Raw genomic sequence first — 23201 nt, forward strand, 5'->3', positions numbered from 1 at the left:
TCGCCACCGGGCTGAGGTGGAAGCGCCCGCGAGCCACTGTCGATCGTCGGCGAGGTGGACGCCGCCGCGGGCGAGGCCTGCCGGGAACTCGGGGCGACGGTCGCGGCTATGGCCGCTGGCAGCCGGGTACGGCAGCGGGACCTTTGCGTTCGGCGGGCTGTCCGTCGGGGAGCGCGAGACGGCCGAGCGGCCGCCGAGTTCGCGGAGTGATCAGCCGGCTCGCGGCTGAGGCGGCGCGGGTGTCGGAGAAGGATCGTCGAGCCACCAGGCCGACCGTTCCTCCTTGTGCAGACCCGTGAGAGTGGGATACCAGGTGCTGTTTTCGGAGAAGTAGTCCCTCATGGCCGGTGACGAGTTGAAGAGGTCCAGAATCCATGCGCGCCAGGAGCTGAGATCCTTCTTGGAGTACTCGAGTTTCCGATCCCAAATGCATTCCAGAATGTCGAGACAGAACTCGGTTATCGCCAGTACCTGGCTGCGGTCCTGGTGTGTGGAATCCGCGGGGATCGGCTTGTCGTCATAGAAGTGGGGTCGCCACTGGGGGTACTCGATAAAGACTCTGTCTATTTGGAGGGCTAGATCGGTCGTACTGTTGTAGGTCGTGACCGTCCGATTTCTTCTGGCGTCCGACACGGACAGTGCCGTCGCGCCGAGGGAAAGCATCAGCGCGACGACCGCGACAATGTTCGACATGTCCATCCGAGGTCACTTTCCAGATGTCGCGATGACAAGTGGGTGGTCGGGAGGGAGGTCGTAGCCTTCTTCGTACAGCGCTCGGACGAGGTCGGTCAGCTCGGCGCCGGTCGGCGGATCCGGCTGGGCGGCCGGTGCCCACATCAGGAGCATCGGCTGTTCTCCGTCTCCCTGGAGGAGCGGAACCCGGAAGTCCGTGACGGGCAGCATGCGGGCGCCTCTGTTCTCGTAGAAGCGGATGCGCCTTCGGCGTGCGACGGCCGCGGCTGGACCGATGTCCGGCTCGTCGGGGTCTTCGACCTCAAGGACAATCGCTGAGACGCCCTGACGGTGCCGGACGTCGGTACGGATGTGATGCCACAGCTCACCGCCGAACCCGCCGCCGCGGTGCCTCTTCTCGATCGCGATGTATTCAAGGAAGAACGTCTGGACCGACTGGAGGACGTAGGCCGAGGCAAAGCCCAGCGCAGTGTCCTCGTCAAGTGCGACGTAAGCAACGCGAATACCGGCGTCGACATCCCGCAGTATCTCCTTGAACGGCATCCGCTCCCCCGCGGGAAAGGCCTCCAGATAAATTCTCTCAACCGAAACGACCTGCGATGGCTCGAGATCAGACAGTGTCGTGACCCGCATACCTCGCATACTAGCCGGTTTGGTGGCATCCCCGTACGGATTACTGCGGAAGTCGATATCTGGTCCTGATCATGACAGGCCGTGGGCGGCGATCGAACCCTCGGCGGTCCGATGGCCCACCGGATGAACGGCGGTCGGGCGCTGCTCGCGCGTGAACCGAGGCTTTCCGCCGGTGAGCGTGGCCTGGCCCGAGTGTCCGCCGGGTGATCTGACGTCTGTGGGTACCGGACCGCCGGTAATGCTAGTGTCCTCTGCTACGGAAACGGCGTCCGATCTGACGTAGCTGTACGTGATAGACGGACTGGCGAGAGTTCCGTGGGGGGCAGGGGCTCGTGAGCGGCAGTCGCGTGGTCGCGTCGGTTTCTCGCGTCATGGCATGGACGACGACCTGTGGCCTGGCCTTGGTGGTCGCCGCCTGTGCGGGGTCGGGCGGAGGCAACGGGAACGACGCGCCCGCGTCACCGACATCTGCCGCCGTCCGCTATACCGGCCCGGTGGCGGCGCCGGCCGGTGACGCGTTCTATATTCCGCCCAAGGTGCTGCCGGCGGGTGATCCCGGAGACATTCTGTGGTCCCGGAAGGTCCCGGCCGCTGGCAAGCTCAAGGACGCCAATTTCACCGTCTACCAGGTGCTTTACCTGTCGACGGACACGCACGACCAACCGGTCGCCGTGTCCGGCACGATTGTGTTCCCACCGGCCGGGTCCCGGGCCGACATGCCGTTGCTCGGGTTCGCGACCGGCACCCACGGTCTCGGTGACGACTGCGCGCCGTCGAAGTCCCTCGCGGCCGGCGCGGATGACTGGGCCGACATCCTCGAGCTGGCGGCGAGCCACGGCTGGGCGGTCGCGGCCACCGATTACGAGGGTCTGGGCACACCCGGACCCCACACCTACGCTGTCGGCCGGGCCGAGGGGCATGCCGTCCTCGACGCGGCGCGGGCCGCGTTGCGCCTTCGCGAGGGCGGCCTGTCCAGGAACGCCAAGGTCGGCTTCTGGGGTTACTCCCAGGGCGGCGGCGCCGCGAGTTGGGCCGGAGAGCTCGCGCCGGGCTACGCGCCGGATCTGAACACGGTGGGGATCGCCGCCGGTGGGGTCCCCGCGGACCTGCTGAAGGTCAGCGCGGGGGTCGACGGCGCGACCTGGGCCGCGGTGGAGTTCATGGCGGCTCTCGGGTTCGACGCGGCCTATTCGGAGCTGAAGCTCGACAGTTTCGTCCTGCCGGCGGCTCGCGCCAGCCTCGACCAGCTTCGGACCGCGTGCGTGAAGCAGGCCGTTCTCTCGTTCGCGGGAAAACACGCCAGAGACGTCTTCACCACGGATCCGCTGAAGTCCACCACGTGGCAGAAGCGGCTGGCTGAGAACTCGTTGGGTTCCACACCGCCGAAGGTTCCGATCTTCCTCTACCACGGGGAAAAGGACGACGTCGTCGCCTTCGGGCAGGCGGAGAGCCTGGAGCGCACGTACTGCGCGGGCGGAGCGGATGTCACCTGGATGCCGATCGCCGGCGCCAACCACGACGCGGCCTCCTATCTGGAGGCCGAGCCGGTCGCGTTCCTCGCCGACCGGTTCGCGGGCAACCCCCTGGCCTCCACCTGCTGACCTGGCGCAGGGCCGCGCTGGCGGTAGCCGCATGAGCCGCATGCCGGGCAACGTCTGGGACTGGTGCCGGGACACCTACGGCGCCGAGGCGAGCGTGGTGAGGTGGGGGGCGGGAGACTTTGTCAGCGGGAGGGCAGGCCCAGGTTCTCCAGGATTTCGCGGAGGCGGTGGCGGCCCGCCATCGACTCCGGGCCCGCCAGACGGGCCAGCGCTCGGTCGCTCCAGGCGCCGTCCAGGCCGAAGCGCGTGTTGTAGGTGGACAGCCGCTGATCGTAGGTCTCGATGTGGGCGTCCGCGGCGATGTCGTAGCGTTCCCGGTGCAGCACCGCGTCCCGTGGCAGCCGTGGTTTGACGTCCGCCCGCTCGGTCGGGTCCGGCTCGCCGACAGCCAGGCCGAAGGCCGCGACGGCGTGCGGGGGCAACCCGAGCTCGGCCGCCACCTCCTCGGGGCGGTTGCGGACCGCGCCGACGAACACGGTGCCCAGGCCGAGTGACTCGGCGGCCACGGCGGCGTTCTGCGCCGCGAGGGCGGTGTCGACGAAGCCGACGATCGTGGTCTCCAGGTAGTCGACCGCGGTCACCTGGGTTCCCGCCCGCTCGGCGAGCCGGTGGACCCGGCTGAGGTCGGCGATCCAGACCAGGAACAGCGGGGCCCGCGCGATGAACCGCTGGTTGCCGGCGAGCGTGGCCAGGCGGGCCTTGCGCTCGGGGTCGCGCACCGCGATCACACTCCACACCTGGAGATTGGAGGATGTCGACGCGGACTGCGCGGCCGCGACCAGCGCGGCCAGTTCGTCCTCGCCGACGTCGCGCGGCCCGAAGCTGCGCACCGAACGGTGCGCGAGCTGCACCCGCAGGACGTCGTTGAGCACGTCGAGGGTCGCGGCGGGATCCCCGTAGCGGGCGGCGGCAGGCATCGGACGAGGACCTCACCTATCAGCGCATTGTCGATCGTTTTAGTGAAGAATAGCGACTCGCGCGACTACACGCGAGGCCGACCCGGCCCTGGGCGTCCAGCGCACCCCTGCGCGGGTCCCTGCGACGCGGGGATGGCGACCACGACGGCCTTCGGCCTCGCCCACGGCTGATCTCGTTGGTCAGCGTCCCCGCGGTGCCGGTGCGGGCGACGTGCGAGCGGCGTGCCCGGCGGCCCCGCTCGGAAGGGGCGAGTCAGGCGGCGGAGTCCGGGGACCTGGGAGGACCGGGACGACCGGGGGACGCGGGGAACCCGTGGGAGCGGGCGCCGGGCCGCCCTGCGCGCGGACGTCGAAGGCGGCGAGCTCGGCGAGCCAGTTGCCGGCCAGGTCGGTGTGACGGGGGACGCTCGCGCTGGCCGTGAACGCCGCGCAGACCTGCTCGTCCAGGCCGAACAGGGCGGACGACAGATGCTGGCGGCCCACGAGCAGCGGCGCCATGCCGATCAGCGTGGTGACCCGACGGCCGGCCACCGTGTACGGGCCCACCATCGTCCCCAGGTTGCTCGTGACCAGAGCGGTGTCCGTCGGACGGGCCGCGGTGGACACGATCTTCGCGAACACGCGGGGTGAGGTGTCCTGCGACATCCTGTCCAGAAGCCTCCGTTCGACCACGCCGAACCTGCCCCGCGCCTTGATGCGTCGGGTCTGCTCGGCGATCTGGGCGAGTCGCCGCCGGGGATCGGCCTCGGCGCAGGGCAGCGGCACCCGTATGCCCAGGGTGAAGTTGGAAAGGATCTCCTGTTCGTCCGGGGTACGCACGTTGATGGGCATCGCCGTGTGGATGGTCCGCTGACGGCGGCGAGGGAGGGCGCGGCGGGGCCGGCCCGACCCGTCGACCGTCGCGGGCAGCCATTCCGGCAGCGACCAGGCGCGCAGGGCGCCGGCGACCGCCGCGAGGTAGACGTCGTTGACCGTGACGGCTTCGCGTCGGGCGATCCGGCGCAGCCGCTCCAGCTCGGTCACCGCCCAGGTGTGCCGCGCCGCGCCCCGCGGTGGTCCGGCCCAGGACGCGAGCTGCCGGGTCCGGGGAAGGTTGCGGAACACCCCGGCGGCCATCCGGGCGTAGTCGCGGGCCTGCGGCGCCCCGAACGTCCGCAGCGTGCGCGGCGCTGGCTCGGGACCGGCTCCGAACAGCAGATGCAGCGCCTGGTGCACGGCGCTGCCGTCCTGGTGGATGTGGTTGAACCGGTAGACGATCGCGACCTCGGTGGGACTGTGACCGCGCAGCAGCCAGAGCCGCCACAGCGGGTGTTCCAGGTCGAGCGGCTGGGTGGCGATCCGGTCCATCGCGGCCCGCAGGCCGCTGTTCCCGCTGCCGGCGCGCAGGTTCTCGACGCTCACGTGATAGTCGAGATCGGGAGTGTCGTTGTCGTCGTGCCGCCAGATGACGGCGCCGGGGGAGTGGGCGACAGTGACCGGCCGGAAGAGGCGCTCGGTGAGCGCCGGCGCCCCGGGAAGCCGCGCCGTGACGTGCGCACGCAGCTCGGCGAGGGTCAGCGTCGGATCGTCGACACAGAGCACCACGCCCCCCTCCAGGAACTCTCCGGGATTCTGCAGGGTGAAATGGAAGAACGCGCGATCTCCGGTGGTCAGCGGCCTGGTCCTCAGCCCGCGCTCGGCGACATTCGTGGACACACAGGTCATGCCGTTTCCTCTCGACGACATCCACGCCAGAACGGACCCGGAACGGTCACTCACCGGACGTCGCCGGCGCGTATCCGTCACCGTGTCCACTTAGTCACGACGGGTGGTGAGCCTAAGTCCTGACGCATTCGAGTTCGGCGGACACGCCGGCGGATCCCGCCCGTGTCGCGGACCGACGACCAGGCATGGGGCCGCGGAGCCGGGGCGGATCGTCTGTTCGGGCGCGCGGTGCCGGGGCCCACCGCGCGGTGCCGGGGCCTGGTTCGCCTGTCCGCACGGCAGTCGTGCCACCGGGCGGCAGCGGGCGGAATCGGGCCTCGACATCGCCGCCTACTCCGGCGGCACACGGCCTCCGAACTCCTTCGGCGTGCTCCTGCCGGCTGGCGTCAATCTTCTCGTCCTCGACAACGCCCCGAAGGAGATTAATTCTCGCGGACTCTTCGAGCGGTAAACAGGTAACACCGGCCGGTGGTCTCGTGTGCGGGTGGAAGCCACCGCGCGGGCGGCTTTCCGGAGTCGAGAGCGATGGTCGCCACCCGTCTCGTCGGAAATCGACCTCCGCCTATCCCGATCTCGGCGGCGCCGGTGGGGTGTCGCTGTCCACGGGCCAGGTGGGAACGCGTACAGTTTGTCGCGCCTGTGACGGCGGAGTCGCCTGCTGTCACGCGCGTCCGTCGCCATGGTTCGGCATCGCGACACCACTGTTTCTGAAGGGAAAGGTCATGTCGACGACCAATGCATCGGCGGCCGGTGAACCCGGCCTCGCCAGCCAGCCCACTGCTCCCAGCGCGCCGGCGGGTGACGGCACCGGTAGTAGTCAGGGGGCCGAGCAGTACAGATCCACCTCTGACGGGTCGAGGCCCGGCCTGCGGGATTTTCTCGTCCACAAGCGCGCGGCTGTGCGGGAACGCGAGGACGCGATCGCCGCGGGCACCTTCCCGGGCCCGGCGGTGCTGCGGGCGCAATCGGTCGCCGAAGGGCGCAGCGGCGTCCGGCGCATCCGGATCCGCGACCACCAGATCCTCAGCGACTCGCAGCCTGACTACGCCGGTCACGATCTCGGGCCCAGCTCACCCGAGCTCGTGCTCGGCGTGTTCGCCAGCTGCCTGACCCACGTTTTCGAGATCGTCGCCGCCCGCCTGGAGATACCACTCGACGAGATCAGGGTGGAGGTCGAGGGCCAGATGGAGCCCCGGGCCGGCCGGCCCGGCTTCGAGGGTGTGCCCCGTGAACCCCACAACATCACCTATCAGGCCTCCGTCACCTCCCCGGCCGCACCCGAGGAGATCGAGGCACTGTTCCAGACCGTCGAGGCGGAGTGCCCGCTCCTCGCACTGTTCACGAATCCGCAGACGATCATCGGTTCGCTGCTTCACACCCCGAGTGCCTGACCGGCGGCGAGCTGGTGCCCGGTGCCGCCGCGACGGCTACCGGGACTGGGTACGGTCGTGATCACGCGCCGGCGGGCAGCTCGAGTACCTCCTTCATCTCCCTGATGCCGTGTGCGGTGCGGGCCTCGATGAGGCCCGCCAGGCTGTCGGGGAGGAGGTCCGTGATCCAGAGAAGTCGGCTGCGCCCGTCGCCGTCGGGCAGGACCTGGAAGGACGCATGGTGGTGGCGTAGCGGCGGTCTGGCTCCCTCGACCACCGCGTAGGCGAGCCGACGAGCCTCGTCGTCGACGGCGACGATGAGCTCACGCACCAAATGCCCGTCCGGCATGGTCAGTGTCCTGACGTTCCCGTCCACGCTGACGTCCAGCACCCGTCCCGGCAGCAGCCGCCGATGCACCGCTCCCACGTCGCGCAGGACGTCCCACACATCCTCCGGGGACCGGACGACCACGACTTCGTGTCGGATGGAGGCGATGGTGATCTCCCGGCGTCGGAGGCGGTTCGGAGGCGGTGTCGCGGGTGGGGGAACCCTGGCGGCGGTCAGGCGCGCAGGCCGGCGGAGAGGGCCGCGTCACCTGGGCCGGGAGCCGATGCCCGCGGCGGGCCGCCCGCCCGCAGGCCGTCGAGCATGACGGTGATCAGGTGGTCGTCGGCGCGGGCTCCCGGCCGGCAGACAACTACGTTCAGTATTTTGACGACTTCGCGGGGTGGGATGTCCGGGCGCAGCGTCCGTTCCCGCTGGGCCCGTTCGACGACGCCGACGAGCAGGTCTTCGGCCTCGGTGGTCAGACCGGCCACCTCCGGTGTGGCGGCCACCCCCTCGGCGAGCGTCTTGACCAGGGCCAGCGGCAGCCTTGTGCAGTGCTCGATGACGCGCAGCAGGACCTGCCAGCCGGGGAGGTCCCGGGCCGCCTCGGCGCGGCCGAGTGCGAGGAAGCGTCCGAGGGTGTCGGCCGCGACGGCCTCCAGCAGGGCCGCCCGATCGGGGAAGTGCCGGTAGAGCGTCCCCACCCCGAGCCCGGCCGCGCCGGCGATCTCCTCCATGGAGACGGCCGCGCCACGCTCGGTGAACAGTTCGCGTGCGGTGTCGGAGATCAGCTCGCGGTTGCGTCGGGCGTCGGATCGCACAGCCTGGCACCCCCCCGGAATCTGAGCCCCCAGATTACTGTTCACCGTCCAAGAGGAAGCGGAACATCCGATTCACCTTGGAGGCGTCGATGCGGTTGGGTGTCTATGTGGGCGGGGCCGGCTCCACCCTGGAGGAGATGATCGAACAGGCGCGCGCGGCCGCTGAAGCCGGCTTCGACAGCGTCTTCTTCAGCCAGCTCACCGCGTGGGACGCGCTCACCGTCGCCGCGCTCGCGGGACAACGGGTACCGGGCGTCGAACTCGGCACGGCCGTCGTGCAGACCTATCCCCGCCATCCGCTCGCGCTGGCCGGGCAGGCGCTCACCGCCCAGGTGGCAACGGGTCACCGGGTCACCCTCGGAATCGGGCCGAGCCATCGGGTCCTCATCGAGGATGCCTTCGGCCACTCCTACGACCAGCCGGCGCGGCACACCCGGGAGTACCTGTCCGCGCTGCGCCCGCTGCTGCGTGGGGAGCACGTCGAGCACCGTGGATCCTTCCTGACCGTGGCGGGACAGGTCGAGGTTCCCGGCGCCACCGAGGTCCCGGTCCTGCTGGCCGCGCTCGGGCCGGTCATGCTGCGCGTCGCCGGCGAGCTGGCCGACGGGACGGTGACGGTGTGGGCCGGTCCCGAGGCCATCGCCGGGCATGTCGTGCCGACGATCACACGTGCCGCCGCGGCGGCGGGACGGCCCGCCCCGCGGATCGTGGCCGGCGTCCCGATCGGCGTCACCGCCGATCCGGAGGGGGTGCGGCAGGCGGTCGAGGCCCAGGTGGGCTTCGCCGCCGACTTCCCCGCCTACCGCGCGATCCTGGCGCGGGACGGCAGGTCGGCTGTGCATGAGACGGTCGTCGCGGGAGACGAGGCGACCGTCGCGTCGGAGGTCCGGCGGTTCGCCGACGCCGGGGCGACCGATCTGCTGGTCAGCCTTGTCGGCAGTGAAGAAGATCGACAGCGGACCCTGCGGTGGCTCGGGCAGCGCCGCCTGGCCGACCTGATCTAGCCGCCTGGCCGGGCGGGCTCGGCGCCTTCGCGGCTGCCGCCCTGGCCGGCCCGGCGCCGGATCCGGTCCGGTCCGGTCCGCACATGGGAAGACGTCATCTCGACTCCTGCCGGCCGTTCACCTGACGGGTGTTACGCCGCCCTGATCATTCGCGTCAGGATGGTGGTGACAGCGGCGAAGCAAGGACGATCATGACTGGACAGGACGGGCTGGCCGCGCGGTTCGACGAGCACCGCGCGCATCTGCGCTCCGTGGCGTATCGGATGCTCGGTTCGCTGCACGAGGCGGACGACGCGGTGCAGGAGTCCTGGCTGCGGCTCAGCTCGTCCGACACCGGTGACGTGACCAATCTGCGCGGTTGGCTGACCACGGTGACCGGCCGGATCTGCCTGGACATGCTGCGGGCGCGTGGCTCGCGGCGAGAACAACCGTTGGACGTCCACGTGCCGGACCCGATTGTGAGCCCCGCGAAGGGCGGTGACCCTGAGCAGGAGGCACTGCTCGCCGAGTCGGTGGGGCTCGCCCTGCACGTGGTCCTGGAGACCCTCACCCCTGCCGAGCGACTGGCCTTCGTGCTGCACGACATGTTCGCGGTGCCGTTCCACGACATCGCGGTGTTGCTCGGTCGGTCCACGGCGGCCACCAGGCAGTTGGCGAGCCGCGCCCGCGGGCGGATCCGGGCCGGCGGGCCGCTGCCGGAAGCGGATCTGGCCCAGCAGCACGACGTGGTCCGTGCGTTCTTCGACGCGGCCCGTGGCGGTGACTTCGACGCCCTCGTCGCGCTGTTGGCCCCGAATGTCGAGATGCGTTCGGACGGCGGCACCGCGCGTCCCGCGGCCACCGCGGCGCTCCGGGGAGCGGCAGCGGTCGCCGGGCGGGCGCTGATGTTTGCCCGGCCGGATGCCCAGGTTCACCCGGCCCTGGTCAACGGCGCTGCCGGCGTGGTCGTCACCGTGGCTGGCCGGGCAGTCTCGATCATGGGTTTCACGGTCAGGGACCAGGCGATCGTCGCGGTCGACGTGCTCGCCGACGTCGATCGGTTGGGACGGCTCGAACTGTCCGCGTTCGAGAGCTGACGTCAGGGCGGCCCGGCCCGGGCCGCCCTGACGCTCCTCAGCCCCAGGTGGTGCCCGCGGGCTCCCTGATCGTGGTGTTGATCCGGTTGAAGAAGTTCGTGGTGGCGATCATCAGGATGATTGCCGCGAGTTGCCTCTCGTCATAGTGCCTGCTGGCCGCCTCCCAGAGCTCATCGGTGACCGAGCCGGGCCTGTCGCAGAGTCGGGTGGCGGCCTCGGTGAGTGCGAGGGCGGCCCGTTCTGCGTCATCGAAAAGCGGCGACTCGTACCACGCCGCCACGGCGAACAGCCGGTCCGCGCTCTCGCCGGCCTTCGTGGCTTCCGTCACCCCGGCGTGCACACATGCGCTGCAGCCGTTGATCTGGCTGGCCCGCAGGTGCACCAGCTCCAGTGTCCGCTGCGCCACTCCGCCCGAGCTCATCGCCTTGTAGAGCGACTGGACTGCCTCCATCGCATGCGGAAGCACCATCGCCGGATTGGTCATCCGTGCCTGCATCGTCGAAGCTCCTCCTGGGGTCCACGCCCCTTCGACTGACGAGTCACGGCTATGACGTGTCGGATCGGCGAAAAGTAACGCTCACGGTGCCTCTGCGCGGCCCGTGGACGAAGGTCCGCGGCGATCACCGCCCGCGCACGTGATGGTCGGCAGACCCGCCACACGCGGTTGCGCGTGGCTCGGGATCCTCGTCGCGTCGAGGTTCCGGTAGCCCTACGGGATCGGGACGGGGCGCCTGGGGGGAGTCTGCGGGGTGCCGGGGCTTGACGAGGCGATGAGGCTGACCGCGAGGGCGCCGACCCATCCGGTGACGGTCAGCGAGCGCCGGGCCGTCGCCGGGCGGGGCGTGGCCGGGGCGACCTCGGGCGGGCGGCGGGTCACGTCTGCTGCTCCCGCCACCACGCGTTCCCGCGAGCGGGCGCCGGGGGCACGACGACGCCGTCGGTGAGCCGCCTGGCCAGCGCCGAGAACGTCCGGACCTCCGCGGGCGTCCAGTCGGTGACCCAGGCGGCGAACAGCTCCAGTCCCTTGGCGACCAGGTCGTCGAGCTCCGCCTGGCCGGTCGGGCTGAGCGCCACCCGGTAGGACCGGGCGTCACCGGGATTCGGGCGGATTTCGATCTTTTCGGCGGCCTCGAGTGTCTGTAGTCGTCGGGTGACGGAGGAGCGCGGGGAGCTGAGAGCGTCGGCGATCTCGCTCGGCGCGAGCACGCGGCCGTCGCCGAGCAGCTCCATGACCGCGACCAGTTCGGTGCCGAACGCCCGCGCCTGGCCACGCCGGATGAGATTGACGAGCGCCATGACCGCGCCGGTGAACTCCTCGACGTCCGTTCTCTCGTGTATGCGGGTGATCCTAAAATAGTTGGTTCCAGATAGCAACTACATCGGTCGATGTGGGCCCGGCTGTGGGCTTTTTGTGCCACGGCGGGCCCGGTCGACGTAACCGCGTGGTCACAGCGCGGCACTGTGCCCACCGAGGCGGGGCACAGAAGCCTGACAGCCGACACCAAGCTTGGCCGGATACAAGGTGCTAACGACCAGAAGACGGGGAGTTCGACAGTTCTGACTCGACAGTTCTGAGAGGAGCGTGGATGGCCGAGCACGGACCTGACTCGGAACACGGATCCTGCCGCGTGGACGAGATGGCGCGCAGCGGTCCTGCGGTGGTGTACCGCCGGCCGAGGCCCCCGGTAGCCGGCCAGCCGCCGGCGCGGATACCCGGCCAGCCGCGTCCCGATCTCCGGTCGGCCGGTACGGCCGGACCGCCCGGTCCTCGCACCCAGGCCGGTCGGCTCACCGGAGCCGAGGAACGAGGCGGCGCCAGGACCGGCGGCCACAACCCCGCGCTGGACGGCGTCCGGGCGCTCGCGGTGCTCTGCGTGCTCGTGTTCCACATGGACTCACTGAGCGGCGGCTACCTGGGTGTCGACGTGTTCTTCGTGCTCAGCGGTTTCCTGATCACCAAACAGCTGCTGGCCGAACGGGACCGGACCGGCCGGGTGTCGCTCAGGCGGTTCTACCTCCGGCGCGCCTACCGCCTGCTGCCCGCGTTCTGGCTGCTGGCCCTGGTCGGCCTCACGACGGTCGTGGTGCTGGGGATCGGCACCGCCGGCGAGCGGGACGAGTTTCTCGACAGCCTGGCCGCGTCGATGTTCTACCTGAACAACTACTTCCAGGTGGTGCGGCAGAGCACCGGGGCCGGCTGGCTCGGGCACACCTGGTCGCTGTCGCTGGAGGAGCAGTTCTATCTGCTCTGGCCGCTGGTGCTGATCGTCCTGTGTCGCCGGCCACGGCTCGTCCGCCGGCTTCCCCTGGTCCTGCTGGGCGGGGCGGTCGCCGTCGCGCTGTGGCGCAACGTGCTGACCTCGTTCGGAGCCTCCGGAACGCGGACGTACTTCGCCCTGGACACCCGGGCGGACGCGCTGCTGGTCGGCTGCGCGGTGGCCGCCTGGCTGCGGGCGGCGCGACGCGGGGCGTCCGGTGAGAACGGTGCCGGTGCGGGCGGTGCCGCCAAGGGCGGTACCGGCGAGGACGGTGCCGCGCTCGCCTGGCGGCGCCGCCTCGACCGTGTCACCGCTGTCCTGCCGGTGGCCGGCCCGGTCGCGCTCGCCCTGCTGGCGGTGGCGGCGGTGACCGCGCCGGGCAGCTGGGGCCCACGGCCGACGGTGCTGTCCCACGGCGGGTACACCGTCGTCGCGCTGCTCGCCGGCGCCGTCGTCCTGGCCCTGGAGCTGGGGCCGAGAACGAGTTGGCTGTTCCGTGCCCTCGCCGCCCCGCCGCTCGCCTGGCTCGGCCGGATCTCCTACGGCTTCTACCTCTGGCACTTCCCCGTGGTCGCGCACTGGGGCCACGACCTGACCGGCGCGCTCGGCCGGTGGCCGGCGATCCTCGCCGTCGGCCTCATCTCCGTGGCCCTGGCCGCGGCCTCTTACTACCTGCTCGAACGACCCGTCCAGCGGCACCGCCCAGCTGGGATCAGCGCGGGCTGACCCGGCGCGGGAGGCCTCGGCGGTCGGCGCGGGCGTCATCCCACGGACCACTGCGTGACCTTCCGGCCTGACGTGCGCGACCATTGGATCGTGGGGGGACGTACAGAAAAACTTGTAGGGGAGACGGAAGGGCTTGTCGTCGAGCTGAAGACCGTTCGGCGGCAGGGTCTCGTCAGGCTCCGAGACGTCGAGCTTCCGCGACTGACCAGTGTGGTCCGCGCGCTCGGCCTGCCCGACGACGCGGCCCAGCTCGAAGGTTCACTGGCGCGGCTGCTGACGGAAGTGATCGCCGGCCTCGACGATCAGCTGGCGAATGCCGCCGCCTGCACCTTCGGTCTGGCGAGAGGGTCGCTGCACTGGTCACCCGCGCAGCGCCGCCAGGCCGCGGCCGAGGTCTACGGGATAGACCCGCAGTCCTTCCGGCGGCGCCAGGAGATCGACCTCCTGCATCTGGTCGCCGCGCGGATTTTGGCGTCCCTCGCCCGTCCGGGTGCCGACACCGCCGCCGGGACCGGTACGGAGCCGCTCCCGATCGGCGCGACCAGGCGAGTCGAGATCGCCACCCGGCAGGGCCCGCGGGTCGTGACGGTGCACCGCGGTCCCGTGGAGGCACTGCGCGACGTCGACGTCGTGGTGTCCTCGGAGAACACGTACCTGGAGATGGCGAAGACGTTCCGGACCTCGCTGTCGGGATCCCTGCGCAACGCGGCGGCACGGCGTGACGCCGTCGGCGGCCTGGTCGAGGACGTCCTGCAGGACGAGCTGCGGGAGTGGCTGCGCCGCAACGGGCGGACGGGCCTGAGCGTCGCCCCCGGGGTGGTGGTGCCGACCTCGTCCGGCGAGCTCGCCAAACACGGGATCCGGCGTGTCTACCACGCGGCCGTCGCGGAACCCCGACCCTTCAGCAACGGCTACGACGTGTCACCGGGCGCGCTGCAGCGGGCGGTGCGCAATGTGTTCCTGCTCGCGCGCGCCGACCCGGAACGGCCCCCGCTGCGGTCGGTCTGCCTGCCTCTGCTCGGCGCCGGTCGCGCCGGCCTGGAGCCCGCCACCAGTTTCGGGTTGATCTGGCGCGCCCTGCTCGACGAGCTCGACGAACCGGCCCGGTGGGAGGTCCATCTGCTGACCAGGTCGGAGATGGGGGCCGCCGCGGTCATCCGGGGCCTGGAGATCGGTGCGCCGAGCCGGAGCCAGGCCCGCCTGTGACGGACCATGACGGGACAAGGGGGCCTGGCTCGTCGTGCAGTACGACTTCCACAACAGCTACCCGCTCGCCCGGCTGGTGGTTCCCCGCGCCGGGCTTGTCGGCCTGGGGGTCGGCCCGCGGCTCGCCGCCTGGCTGACGGCGGGTGATGTGCGGGCGCAGCGACGCCTGCTGCTCGCGGACGGGACCCTGGCGACGTCCAAGGAGGCGGCGCGGTTCGTCGCCCGCGTCGAGGCCGAGCCGCCGTCGCGCCTCGCCCGGCAGCTGCGCCGCGACGCCGAGGTACTGCGCCGCGCGGCTGAGATGTCGTACCGCGCGGCCGGGGTGTCGTGCCGCGCGGCGGTCGGCCGTGCCTACGTCGACGTCTACGGAGGCTTCGCCGACGATCTTCCGCGCTGGCTGCTCCGGGTCGAGGCGCGCCTCGGTGAGCTGCTTGACGACCGGCACCGGCTGCGGCTGAGCCGGCGGCGGGTCGCGCTGCTCACCGGCGCGCTGCGCCGTCTCGACGCGACGGCGCCGCCCGGGTACCCGGACGCGCGGGCGACCCTGCTGCGCGAGCTCGCCGTCGCCACCGCCGAGGATCTGCGCGCGCCCAGGCTGGCCGCCTACGACCGGGCTGTCGGGCTGGCGGAGGAGGCCCTCGCCGCCTGCCGCGCCCGGGATCTCCCGTACCAGGAGGCGGTGACGGCGACCGCCCTCGGGACCCTGCTGATGGACCGCGTCGGTGGGGAGCTGGCGGCCAACCACCGCCGGGCCGAGGAGCTGCACCGGGCCGCCGTGGAGTTCTTCGACCCCGGGCGGTACCCGGTCGAACACGCGGAGGCCCTCGTCGGGCTCGCCATCGACTACCAGTACGGCAGGGCGCGGGAACGGCGGGCCAACCAGGAGCAGGCGATCGTGTGGTACCACGAGGCCCTACGGATCTTCGCGGCCTACGGCGTCGAGCAGCCGCTGGCCCGCACCCGTTACTTCCTCGGTACCGCGTTCTGGCAACGTGATTCGGGCGACCGGCGCGACAACCTGGAACAGGCGATCCGGTGCCTGCGCGGGGCGGCCGGCCACTGGGCCGCCGAGCTGCCCGTGCAGCATGCCCGTGTCCGGCACGGCCTCGGGCTGATGCACCTCGAACGACTCGCCGGGGACGTGACGGAGAACATCGAGTTGGCGCTGGACTACACGTCCGGAGTGCTACCGGTGTTCACCCGCGAGGAGTTCCCCGTCCAGCACGGCCAGACACTGCTGAACCTGGCCGGGATGTACCAGCGGCGGATCGCGGGCGACCACGCCGAGAACCTGGCGACGGCGGTGCGGTTGCTGCGGTCGGCGCTGCGCATCCGCACCCTCGAGGCGTTCCCGAACGAGTACGCCGTCACCCAGCTGATGCTGGGCCGGACCCACGCGCTGCTCGCGGCCGCGGCCGACCCGGCCGTTCCTGACCCGGCCGCGTCCGGTGGGAGCCTCGGTGCCGGGCTCGCCCGGCGCGTCGACGAGCTGCGCGCGGCGGAGTCCTGCTATTTGGAGGCGCTGCGGGTGTGGACGCTCGAGGTCTCACCTCGCGACAACTGGGAGGTGCTGCTCCAGCTGGCTCAGGCACGGGCGGACGGCGGCCGCTGGGCCGAGGCCGCGCGGGCCTACGGCGAGGCGATCCACGCCGAGGAGCTGTTGCTGGGCCGCGGAACCGGCGTGGCCGGGGTGGACGCGGTGCTGTCCCAGGGGCGTGACGCGGCCACCCGGCGCGCCTTCGCGCTGCGCCACGCCGGCGACCCGGCCGGCGCGGCGCTGTGCGTCGAGCTGGGCCGCGCCCGGGTGCTCGCCCAGGAGTCGCTGATCGACGCCGCGAACCCCGAGGACATCGCCGACCCGGCCCGCCGGGCCGACTTCGTGGCGGCCCGGGCCGACCTGGTCTCGGCGCACGCGGCCCTGAGCGAAACGGCACCGGAGACACTCGGCATCCTGGAGCGTCAGGTGGCCGAGCTCGACCGTATGCGCCGCTTCCACGGAGCGCGGGCCCGGTTCGATCGGATCGTCGCCGCGGTCCGGGCGGCCGGTGACCCGCCCGACTTCCTGGCCGAGAGCTGCGACCTCGACACGCTTCGCGGGGCGGCCGGAGCCCTCGGCACGGGCGGCGCGGTCGTCTACGTGCTTCCCACGCCGTGGGGTGGCCTCGCGCTCGCCGTTCGGGACCGGTCGGCCGGCGGCGGCGTCGTCGCCCTCGACCTGCCCGGCCTCACAGACGACCTGCTCGTCCCGTTGCTCGAGCACCTGGGCCTCGCGCAGGACGGCGACTGCCTGGCCGCGCTCGCCGAGCGTCACCCGGGTCGGACCACGCTGGACTGCCTCGCCGGCCTCGCCCGGACCGGGGCCGGCGGCCCGGAGCCGATTCTGGTGGCCGCCGGCCGGCAGGCCGCCGCCAGGCCGCTGTTCGCGGCCCTCGCGGCCCTCCCGCTCGATCTGCTGGGCCCGCGGGAGCGGGGCCTGCTCGACGAGACCCTCGCCGAGGCACTGGTACGAGTGGTTCTGGAACGTGCGGAGCCCACGCTGGGTGCTGTCGTCACCGAGCCGTTGACGGCCTGGCTGGGGGATCTCGGTCTCGACCGGGTGGCTCTGGTCGTGTGCGGCGGGCTCGCGGCGCTGCCGCTGACGTCCCTGCGGCGCGCGGACGGCCGCTGCCTCGCCGACCTGTTCGTGACCAGCGTCGTCCCCAACGCCCGGATCCTCGACCGCCGCCGGTGGGGCCCGGGCGAGCGGGCCGCGGACCGTCCCGGAGCCCGCGGCCCGGTCGGCCCGGTCGGGATGGTCGCCGTCGGCGACCCGACCGGCAGCCTGCCCTGGAGCCGGGTCGAGGCCGCGTCGGTGCTCGCGATCGCCCGGCGGGCGGGGCTGCGGGCTCACCTGCTGACCGAGGAGGGCGCGACCCGGGTGGGCCTGCTCGACGCGCTCGCCCAGGGGCAGATCGTCACGGTCGCCTGCCACGGGACGTTCGACCGGCGGGACAGCCTGGGTTCCGCGCTGCACCTCGCCGGCGGCGAGCGGGTCACCCTGGGGGAGATCCTGGCCCGTGCCGTCGACCTGCGCGGGCTCCGTCTCCTCGTGCTGTCGGCGTGCCAGAGCGCCACGCTCGACACGGGCCGGGTACCGGACGAGATGCGCAGCATGGCTGGAGCCATGCTGCAGGCCGGCGCCGGTGTGGTGCTGGCGGCCCTGTGGCCGGTCGACGACCGGGCGACGTGCCTGTTGGTCAGTCGGTTCGTCGCGCAGTGGCTTGACGGCGGAGCTGGCCCGCCGGGTCCGGCGCTCGCCCGTGCGCAGCGCTGGCTGCGCACGGCCACCGGGGCCGAGCTGGCGGGCTGGCAGGCGTCGCTCGGAGTCCTGGACGGGCCGGCTGGCGCGGCGGCGGTCCGAGGCCGTGTCCGGCGAGCGCGGACACCCACGCCGGTGGCCGGCGCCCCGCCTGTCGACAGCCCCGTGGCCGTAGGGGCGATCCGCCTCCCCGAGGGGCCCGGTGGGCCCGCGGACCGCCCCTACGCCAACCCGTACTTCTGGGCTGGTCTCCAGGTGTTCGGCTGGTGAGAGCCGTCAGCTCCAGACAACGACCTGTGAGTTGCGGTGTGCCTGACGGACCCGTGCGTCGACGTCGTCCGCGGACCACGGCTGGACCTCGATCAGCTCGTCCCGTCCGGGCTCGAAGATGCCCGTCACGTGGGTGACGTCCCCGTCGTCCAGCGCCTTCTTGATCTCCTTGTTGGCCTTCATGGAGATGGCCTTGCGGCGCTTCTTCTGAATCTTGTGCTGGCGCTCGCGGAACCAGTCGGCCAGCAGCACGAACGTCAGCAGCGCCACCCAGATCGCGGCGACGAATCCGAACGCGGCGAGGCAGCCGACGAGGGCGATGGCTTCGAGAATCATCGTTGTTTCTCCTCGAGATCGGTGGTGTCGGTGAGATCGGTGGTGTCGGTGGTGGTCAGGGTGGCGGCGGCGGCCGGCGGGTCGCCGGACGGCGCGCGGCCGCGTAGCGCGGTGGCGGCGGCACCGAGGAGACGGGTTTCCTGGTCGCTCCCCGCGGGCACCGGTGTGGCCTGGCCCAGCCCCGCGGAGACCCGGCTGGCGACCGCCTGGTGCAGGGCCGTGGCGAGCCGTTCGTGCCTTACCGAGCTCTCCCCGGCGAGCCGGGCGGCGGTCGCCGCCTCCACGACCGCGTTGCGGATGTCGCGCCCTGTCGTCGTGTCGACCGCGGCCAGCGCGTCGCGGTCCACGTCAGCGGCCAGCGGCAGCCCGGCCACGAGGTGGCGGTCCCACAGCCTGCGGCGGGTCTCCCCGTCGGGTGCCGGGAAGTGGACGTGACGGACCCGGCTCTCGAAGGCGCGGTCGTAGCTGCGGGCCAGGTTGCCGGCGAAGACGACGAGCCCGTCGTGCTGGTCGAGCGCGAGCAGCAGTTCGCTGCGCATGGCGTTGACGGCGTGCTCCGAGCCCTGGCTCAGGCTCTCGAACCGCTGCGAGAGCAGGGACTCGGCCTCGTCGACGAACAGCACGGCGTCGGTCGCCCGGGCCGCGTGGAACAGCGCCCGGAGGTTCTTCGGGCCCTCTCCGTGATATTTGCTCTCCAACTGTGAGTAGCTCGCACAGATGATCTTCTTCTTCAGGTGCGCGGCCACCGCGTGGGCGGCGAGTGTCTTGCCCGTCCCGGGGTCACCGTGCAGGCTGATCGCCGACCCGGGATGCGGCTGGATCTGTCGCAGCTCCCATTCGTCGAACACCTGCTGACGAAGCTCGACGACGGCGACCGCCAACAGCAGCCGCTCCATCGCGGCCGCCGGGAGAATCAGCTGGTCTAGGGTGTGGGCGGGGTCGATCGCCGGGAAATAGGCGGCCCGGTCCTCGATCGACACGACGTCGGGCTCGGCTACGCCGGTCCCCGTCCGCGGCCGGGCCGAACCGGCGGCCGACCCCCCGGTGGGACCGCCGCGACGTCCGTCGTTGGTCACCACGAAGGTCAGGCTCCGGCCCGGCTCGGTGGCCGCGAACTCACGGGCCGCCGAGAGCAGGCGGGAGCGCAGCTCGGCGGCCCGGGCCCGATCCGCGTCGGCCGGGACCCCGTGTATCGCGAAGCCGTCCCGGACGGCGTCGAGCAACCGGTCCAACCGGCCACCGGTCCCGGCCTGGTACGGGGGCATTCCAGGCTGCCCCTCGTCGGGCCGCCTCATGACACGATGATCACGTCGTGCCTGCCGAACGCCCGGTCCAGCTCGCGGTCGATGTGCTCCACCAGGTAGGAGGCGGCGGGCGCGGCGGCGAGCGGCTCGGCCTGAGCGTCCAGGAACACCAGGCGGATGATCATCTTTTCGGGTGCCGCGCTCCGGCCGGAAGGCGGGGCCTCGGCCCGCTCCCGCACGATCGCGCCGGCCTTCGCGCCGCCGGAGCGGCGCTGGTTCTCCGCGAAGAACGCGACCGCGTCGCGGTAGGTGAGTTCCCGCCTGGCCACGGGACGCTCGTCGTCGCGGCCGCGCCGGCCGGTGCTGTAGGCGGCGCGCAGCCGGCGGGCGAGCTCACCGACGCCCCGGGCCAGGTCCAGGCCCGCGGCGACGAGCTCGTCGGTGGACAGGGCGGCGACGGGCGGAGGAGGAGGCCCCGCGGACCGGGGATCACGGTTGTCCGGCCCCGCGGTGCGCGCAGGCCGGTCGTCTCGCTGATTCATGGGATGAGTGCACCGCGGGAACCTGGGCCGTTTCAGTACGGAAACCGCGCGACTTCTGGTTGTTTTCTGCCGGATGCTGGGACGGAACCGGTCGCGGACGGGAGGCGTGACAATGACAGTCGAGGACGCTCTGGCTGTTCTCCCGCACCACTGGCACGACGTCGTCGCACTACTCGGAGAGTCGGACGTGGCGCGGCTGCGCGCCCTCGCCAGCACCGGTGCCGGTGCCGGTGCCGCTGGGGCGGACCCGCCCGGGACGGGCCTGGACCAGATCGTCGCGCTGCTGCTCAGGCTGCCCGATGGTCACCCGGTGCGCGCGGCGCTGCTCGCCGGGCACACCCGGTTCCGCCCCACGGCGCCACCCGGAGGTCGGGTGTCCGGTTGGCCTGATCTCGCCTCGGCTGTCTCAACACCCCCGTCCGCCGCCGTGGCCTCCGGCCCGGCGGACGCGTCGGCCGCCGATCCGTCCTCCGCCGAGCCGTGGGCCGGTCAGGCGGCCTTCGTGAACGCCGAGGTCCGCGTCCGGCTGCTCCTGGCACCGGCGTACTCGCCGGCCGAGCTCCGTGCCTGCGGGGGCGACCCGGACATGCCGGACCTGATCTGCCTGGTCACGCCGGGCGGTGAGACACGCCTGCCCGCGTTCCAGTTCGACGACCTGGGTCGGGCCGTCGACGTGGTCGCGCGTATCAACCGCGCGCTGGGTGCCGCCGAGGACCCGTGGGGTGTCGCGGACTGGTGGCTGGGCCCGAACAGTCTGCTCAACGCCGTCCCGGCGGACATCGTCACCGCCGGTGCCGGTGCCGGCGGCCGGCTGCTGGCCGCCGCCGCCGACCTGCTCGGCGAGGAGTGAGCGGTGCCCCGCTACCTGCCGCGCGGCTGCGACGGAGTCCCGAACCGGGAGATCATTCCCGTCGGCACGACACTGTGGCGGGTGCACGGCAGCCACCGCCGCGTCGACGAGTTCAACCGGACGGCCAACGACCGCCACGTCGGCGGCGGGCGGTTCAGCGGCACGGAGGACTGCCCGTATCCCTACCTGTATCTGGCACTCTCCGAGGACACGGCGCTCGTCGAGGTCCTGCTGCGCGCGATCCCGTTCGGCGGGCCGCGGCGGCGCCTCGTCCCGCGCGCGGCGGTGGCCGGCCGTCGGCTGTCCGCGGTCACGGTCACGGCACCGGTCGTCCTGCTGCGGCTCATCAGCTCGCCGGACCTGGCCGCGGTGTGTCAGGACGAGTGGCTCGTCCACGCGGACCCGCCCGACTACGGGCTGACCCGGCGGTGGGCGCACTGGCTCCACGAACACCATCCGTGGGCGCAGGGCCTGATCTGGCACTCCCGGCGCAATCTCGGGGAACCGACCACCATGCTGTTCGGTGACCGTTGCCAGGGTGTCCTGCGCGGATCACCCGCGAGGTTCACCGACCTCGCCGACGCCGCCGCCCTGGGCTGGCTGAACAACCGCCTCGGGCCGTTCGGAGCCCAGGTGAGCGCCCCGGCCGTCCTGGCATCTCATCCCGCGGCGGCCCAGTAGGCGGGTCGCGCCGCCCGACGATCCCGCACACCGTCTCCTCGGCCATGCCCCCACTCAATGGCCGCCGTCGACCCGAGTCAAGATCCGGGCGCCAGGGGCTTCCGGCGTGCCAGCCACCGGATGTACGGAGAGGACCAGGGCGTGGCGCCTGTCGGTGCGCGGACGGCGTCGAGGGCGCGGGCGGTCGCCGGCGCGATTCCGAAGCCCGTCCGTGCGGGGCGTCATCCACCTGCTCGAAGACGTCCGGCAGCCGTGCGGGATGGTTGTCAACCAGGTGGCCGGCGCCGATGGCGCCCTCTACGCTTCCGGTGTCGGTGCTTCGCCGGGTGGTGGGTGATGCTCCGCCGCCGGTGAGTGACCCCTCCGGAGGGAGAATCATGAGCTTCTTGGAGAAGTACGGGCCCTGGGCCCTGGTGGTCGGCGGCTCGGAGGGAATCGGCGAGGGCTATGCCCGCAAGCTCGCCGCCCAGGGATTCAACCTGGTTCTCACGGCGCGCAAGCCGGGCCCGTTGAACGCCCTCGCCGACGACCTGCGCGAAGCCGGCACGGAGGTACGGGTGTTATCCGTCGACCTGAGCCGGCCGGACGCCCTGGAGCGGACGCGGACCGTGACCGACGACATCGAGGTCGGTCTGCTCATCTACAACGCCGGGGCCAACAGCGTCCGGGGGGATCTCGTCGAGCTGGATCCCGAGGTCTACCGGGCGGTCATCGCCGTCAACGTCCTCGGTCAGACCGAGTTCGCGCGGCACTACGGCGGCCTGATGCGCGAGCGGCGCCGCGGCGGGATCATCCTGTCCGGATCGAGCGCCGGGTACATGGGGGCGCCGTCGCTGGCCGCCTACTGCGCCTCGAAGGCCTTCAGTCGCATCTTCAGCGAGTCGCTGTGGATCGAGTGCGAGAAGTACGGAGTCGACGTGCTCCACTTCTGCGTCGGTTTCACCGCCACTCCCGCGATGGCCCGACTCGGATACCCCCTGGACGCCGCCCAGCCCGCCGACGAGGCCGCGCAGGAGGCCCTGGACAATCTCGCGAACGGCCCGGTGTGGATCGCCGGCGGACAGCGGTCGGTCGAGAACGCCGTCAACCGGTCCAGGGTCGACGACCGGGCCGAAGCCGTTCGCGCCTTCGCCACCCCGGGAAGGTTCTAGACCGGGCGGATCCCAGCAAGGGCTGACGGGGCCGCACCGGCACCGGCGCCCTCGCCGGTGCCGGTGCCGTGGCGGAGGAGGTCGTCGTGGTGCCGGCGGGCGGCCAGGAGGTCGTCGAGATTGTCCCGGGCCCAGCTCCGGGCCGCGTCGACCAGCTGCAGCAGTGACCGGCCGAGGGCGGTCAGCTGGTACTCCACCCGGGGCGGGTTCTCGTCGAAGGCGTTTCTGCTCACCAGACCGTCGCGTTCCATCGCGCGCAGGGTCTCGGTCAAAACCTTCGCGCTCACCGCGCCGAGAAGCTGCCTGAGCTCGGTGAACCGCCGCGGCCGCGTCTCGAGACACAGGACGACCATCGCGGTCCACTTGTCGCCGATCCGCACCGGGAAGGCGCTCATCGGGCAGGCCGGATCGAACGTCGGGGCTTCGGCCGCGGGGGCTCCGGCCGCGTTCTCCATTCGGCAACGGTAGCCGGTCACGTTGCGGTAACCGGCC

The 23201-nt window shown here is 71.9% G+C and carries 23 protein-coding genes; 10 read left to right on the forward strand and 13 right to left on the reverse strand.

Features of this window, described 5'->3' with window-relative positions; all coding sequences use genetic code 11:
* Positions 1-210: 210 nt before the first annotated feature.
* Entirely contained in the window at positions 211-699 is a 489-nt protein-coding gene (locus B056_RS0130495) for a hypothetical protein (RefSeq protein WP_018505638.1), read from the reverse strand.
* A 6-nt stretch (positions 700-705) separates the two neighbouring features.
* Positions 706-1326 (reverse strand): GNAT family N-acetyltransferase, encoded by a 621-nt coding sequence (locus B056_RS0130500; protein ID WP_018505639.1) that lies wholly within the window; start codon positions 1324-1326, stop codon positions 706-708.
* Positions 1327-1820: 494 nt separating this feature from the next.
* Here B056_RS0130500 and B056_RS0130510 point away from each other — a divergent pair, with 494 nt between their 5' ends.
* Positions 1821-2927, forward strand: coding sequence for a lipase family protein (locus B056_RS0130510; RefSeq protein WP_018505641.1), 1107 nt, complete (start codon positions 1821-1823; stop codon positions 2925-2927).
* 122 nt (positions 2928-3049) lie between these two features.
* Here the strand turns inward: B056_RS0130510 and B056_RS0130515 are convergent, their stop codons facing one another.
* Both B056_RS0130515 and B056_RS0130520 read right to left on the reverse strand, forming a co-directional pair.
* Positions 3050-3844, reverse strand: a complete 795-nt coding sequence (locus B056_RS0130515) for a nitroreductase family protein (RefSeq protein WP_018505642.1) — start codon at positions 3842-3844, stop codon at positions 3050-3052.
* A gap of 180 nt (positions 3845-4024) precedes the next feature.
* Positions 4025-5548 carry a wax ester/triacylglycerol synthase domain-containing protein gene (locus tag B056_RS0130520; protein ID WP_020572799.1) on the reverse strand — a complete coding sequence of 508 codons (1524 nt, stop codon included), beginning with the start codon at positions 5546-5548 and terminating at the stop codon, positions 4025-4027.
* Between the two features lie 722 nt (positions 5549-6270).
* Here B056_RS0130520 and B056_RS0130525 point away from each other — a divergent pair.
* Complete coding sequence (locus tag B056_RS0130525) at positions 6271-6939, forward strand: OsmC family protein (protein ID WP_084647279.1); 669 nt, start codon at positions 6271-6273, stop codon at positions 6937-6939.
* A gap of 61 nt (positions 6940-7000) precedes the next feature.
* Here B056_RS0130525 and B056_RS0130530 read toward each other — a convergent pair whose 3' ends face one another.
* The gene (locus B056_RS0130530; RefSeq protein ID WP_018505645.1) at positions 7001-7390 is read right to left on the reverse strand and encodes an SRPBCC family protein; all 390 of its coding nucleotides are present in this window, start codon (positions 7388-7390) and stop codon (positions 7001-7003) included.
* An 89-nt stretch (positions 7391-7479) separates the two neighbouring features.
* Positions 7480-8067 carry a TetR/AcrR family transcriptional regulator gene (locus B056_RS38585; protein ID WP_018505646.1) on the reverse strand — a complete coding sequence of 196 codons (588 nt, stop codon included), beginning with the start codon at positions 8065-8067 and terminating at the stop codon, positions 7480-7482.
* Between the two features lie 89 nt (positions 8068-8156).
* Between B056_RS38585 and B056_RS38590 the strand changes: the two genes are divergently transcribed.
* Positions 8157-9071 (forward strand): TIGR03564 family F420-dependent LLM class oxidoreductase, encoded by a 915-nt coding sequence (locus B056_RS38590; protein ID WP_035753314.1) that lies wholly within the window; start codon positions 8157-8159, stop codon positions 9069-9071.
* 191 nt (positions 9072-9262) lie between these two features.
* The gene (locus B056_RS0130545) at positions 9263-10147 is read left to right on the forward strand and encodes a sigma-70 family RNA polymerase sigma factor (RefSeq protein ID WP_018505648.1); all 885 of its coding nucleotides are present in this window, start codon (positions 9263-9265) and stop codon (positions 10145-10147) included.
* Positions 10148-10184: 37 nt separating this feature from the next.
* On the opposite strand, the gene B056_RS0130550 is transcribed toward B056_RS0130545, so the two are convergent.
* The 3 genes from B056_RS0130550 to B056_RS39810 all read right to left on the reverse strand — a co-directional run bounded on the left by B056_RS0130550 (position 10185) and on the right by B056_RS39810 (position 11521).
* Entirely contained in the window at positions 10185-10643 is a 459-nt protein-coding gene (locus tag B056_RS0130550; protein ID WP_026240332.1) for a carboxymuconolactone decarboxylase family protein, read from the reverse strand.
* Positions 10644-10856: 213 nt separating this feature from the next.
* A complete protein-coding gene (locus B056_RS43230) occupies positions 10857-11024 on the reverse strand; it encodes a hypothetical protein (protein WP_018505650.1) in 168 nt (55 codons plus the stop codon).
* Complete coding sequence (locus B056_RS39810; protein ID WP_230203272.1) at positions 11021-11521, reverse strand: MarR family winged helix-turn-helix transcriptional regulator; 501 nt, start codon at positions 11519-11521, stop codon at positions 11021-11023. The genes B056_RS43230 and B056_RS39810 overlap by 4 nt, the downstream gene beginning before the upstream one ends.
* Positions 11522-11784: 263 nt before the next feature.
* Between B056_RS39810 and B056_RS0130565 the strand changes: the two genes are divergently transcribed.
* From B056_RS0130565 to B056_RS0130575, 3 genes are all read left to right on the forward strand, one after another.
* Positions 11785-13131: an acyltransferase family protein gene (locus B056_RS0130565; protein WP_230203278.1), complete on the forward strand. Its 1347-nt coding sequence runs from the start codon at positions 11785-11787 to the stop codon at positions 13129-13131.
* Between the two features lie 90 nt (positions 13132-13221).
* The gene (locus tag B056_RS38600; protein WP_230203273.1) at positions 13222-14337 is read left to right on the forward strand and encodes a macro domain-containing protein; all 1116 of its coding nucleotides are present in this window, start codon (positions 13222-13224) and stop codon (positions 14335-14337) included.
* A gap of 34 nt (positions 14338-14371) precedes the next feature.
* A complete protein-coding gene (locus tag B056_RS0130575) occupies positions 14372-17905 on the forward strand; it encodes a CHAT domain-containing protein (RefSeq protein ID WP_018505654.1) in 3534 nt (1177 codons plus the stop codon).
* Between the two features lie 6 nt (positions 17906-17911).
* Here B056_RS0130575 and B056_RS0130580 read toward each other — a convergent pair whose 3' ends face one another.
* From B056_RS0130580 to B056_RS0130590, 3 genes are read right to left on the reverse strand one after another with little or no spacing between them, the layout of a single operon-like run.
* On the reverse strand, positions 17912-18241 hold the full coding sequence (locus B056_RS0130580; protein ID WP_018505655.1) for a hypothetical protein: 330 nt from the start codon (positions 18239-18241) through the stop codon (positions 17912-17914).
* A complete protein-coding gene (locus B056_RS38605) occupies positions 18238-19536 on the reverse strand; it encodes an ATP-binding protein (RefSeq protein WP_154677320.1) in 1299 nt (432 codons plus the stop codon). Before B056_RS38605 ends, B056_RS0130580 begins: the two co-directional genes overlap by 4 nt.
* Positions 19533-20027, reverse strand: coding sequence for a hypothetical protein (locus B056_RS0130590; RefSeq protein ID WP_018505657.1), 495 nt, complete (start codon positions 20025-20027; stop codon positions 19533-19535). The genes B056_RS38605 and B056_RS0130590 overlap by 4 nt, the downstream gene beginning before the upstream one ends.
* Before the next feature lie 112 nt (positions 20028-20139).
* On the opposite strand from B056_RS0130590, the gene B056_RS39815 reads away from it, so the two are divergent.
* The 3 genes from B056_RS39815 (at position 20140) to B056_RS0130605 (ending at position 22709) form a co-directional block, all read left to right on the forward strand.
* The gene (locus B056_RS39815; RefSeq protein WP_018505658.1) at positions 20140-20877 is read left to right on the forward strand and encodes a hypothetical protein; all 738 of its coding nucleotides are present in this window, start codon (positions 20140-20142) and stop codon (positions 20875-20877) included.
* A gap of 3 nt (positions 20878-20880) precedes the next feature.
* Positions 20881-21558, forward strand: coding sequence for an RES family NAD+ phosphorylase (locus B056_RS38615; RefSeq protein ID WP_018505659.1), 678 nt, complete (start codon positions 20881-20883; stop codon positions 21556-21558).
* 377 nt (positions 21559-21935) lie between these two features.
* Positions 21936-22709 (forward strand): SDR family NAD(P)-dependent oxidoreductase, encoded by a 774-nt coding sequence (locus tag B056_RS0130605; protein ID WP_018505660.1) that lies wholly within the window; start codon positions 21936-21938, stop codon positions 22707-22709.
* On the opposite strand, the gene B056_RS38620 is transcribed toward B056_RS0130605, so the two are convergent.
* Positions 22706-23164 carry a winged helix-turn-helix transcriptional regulator gene (locus B056_RS38620; RefSeq protein ID WP_018505661.1) on the reverse strand — a complete coding sequence of 153 codons (459 nt, stop codon included), beginning with the start codon at positions 23162-23164 and terminating at the stop codon, positions 22706-22708. The genes B056_RS0130605 and B056_RS38620 overlap by 4 nt on opposite strands.
* Between the last annotated feature and the right edge of the window lie 37 nt (positions 23165-23201).

It is taken from the genome of Parafrankia discariae, from assembly GCF_000373365.1.
Lineage (GTDB): Bacteria > Actinomycetota > Actinomycetes > Frankiales > Frankiaceae > Parafrankia > Parafrankia discariae.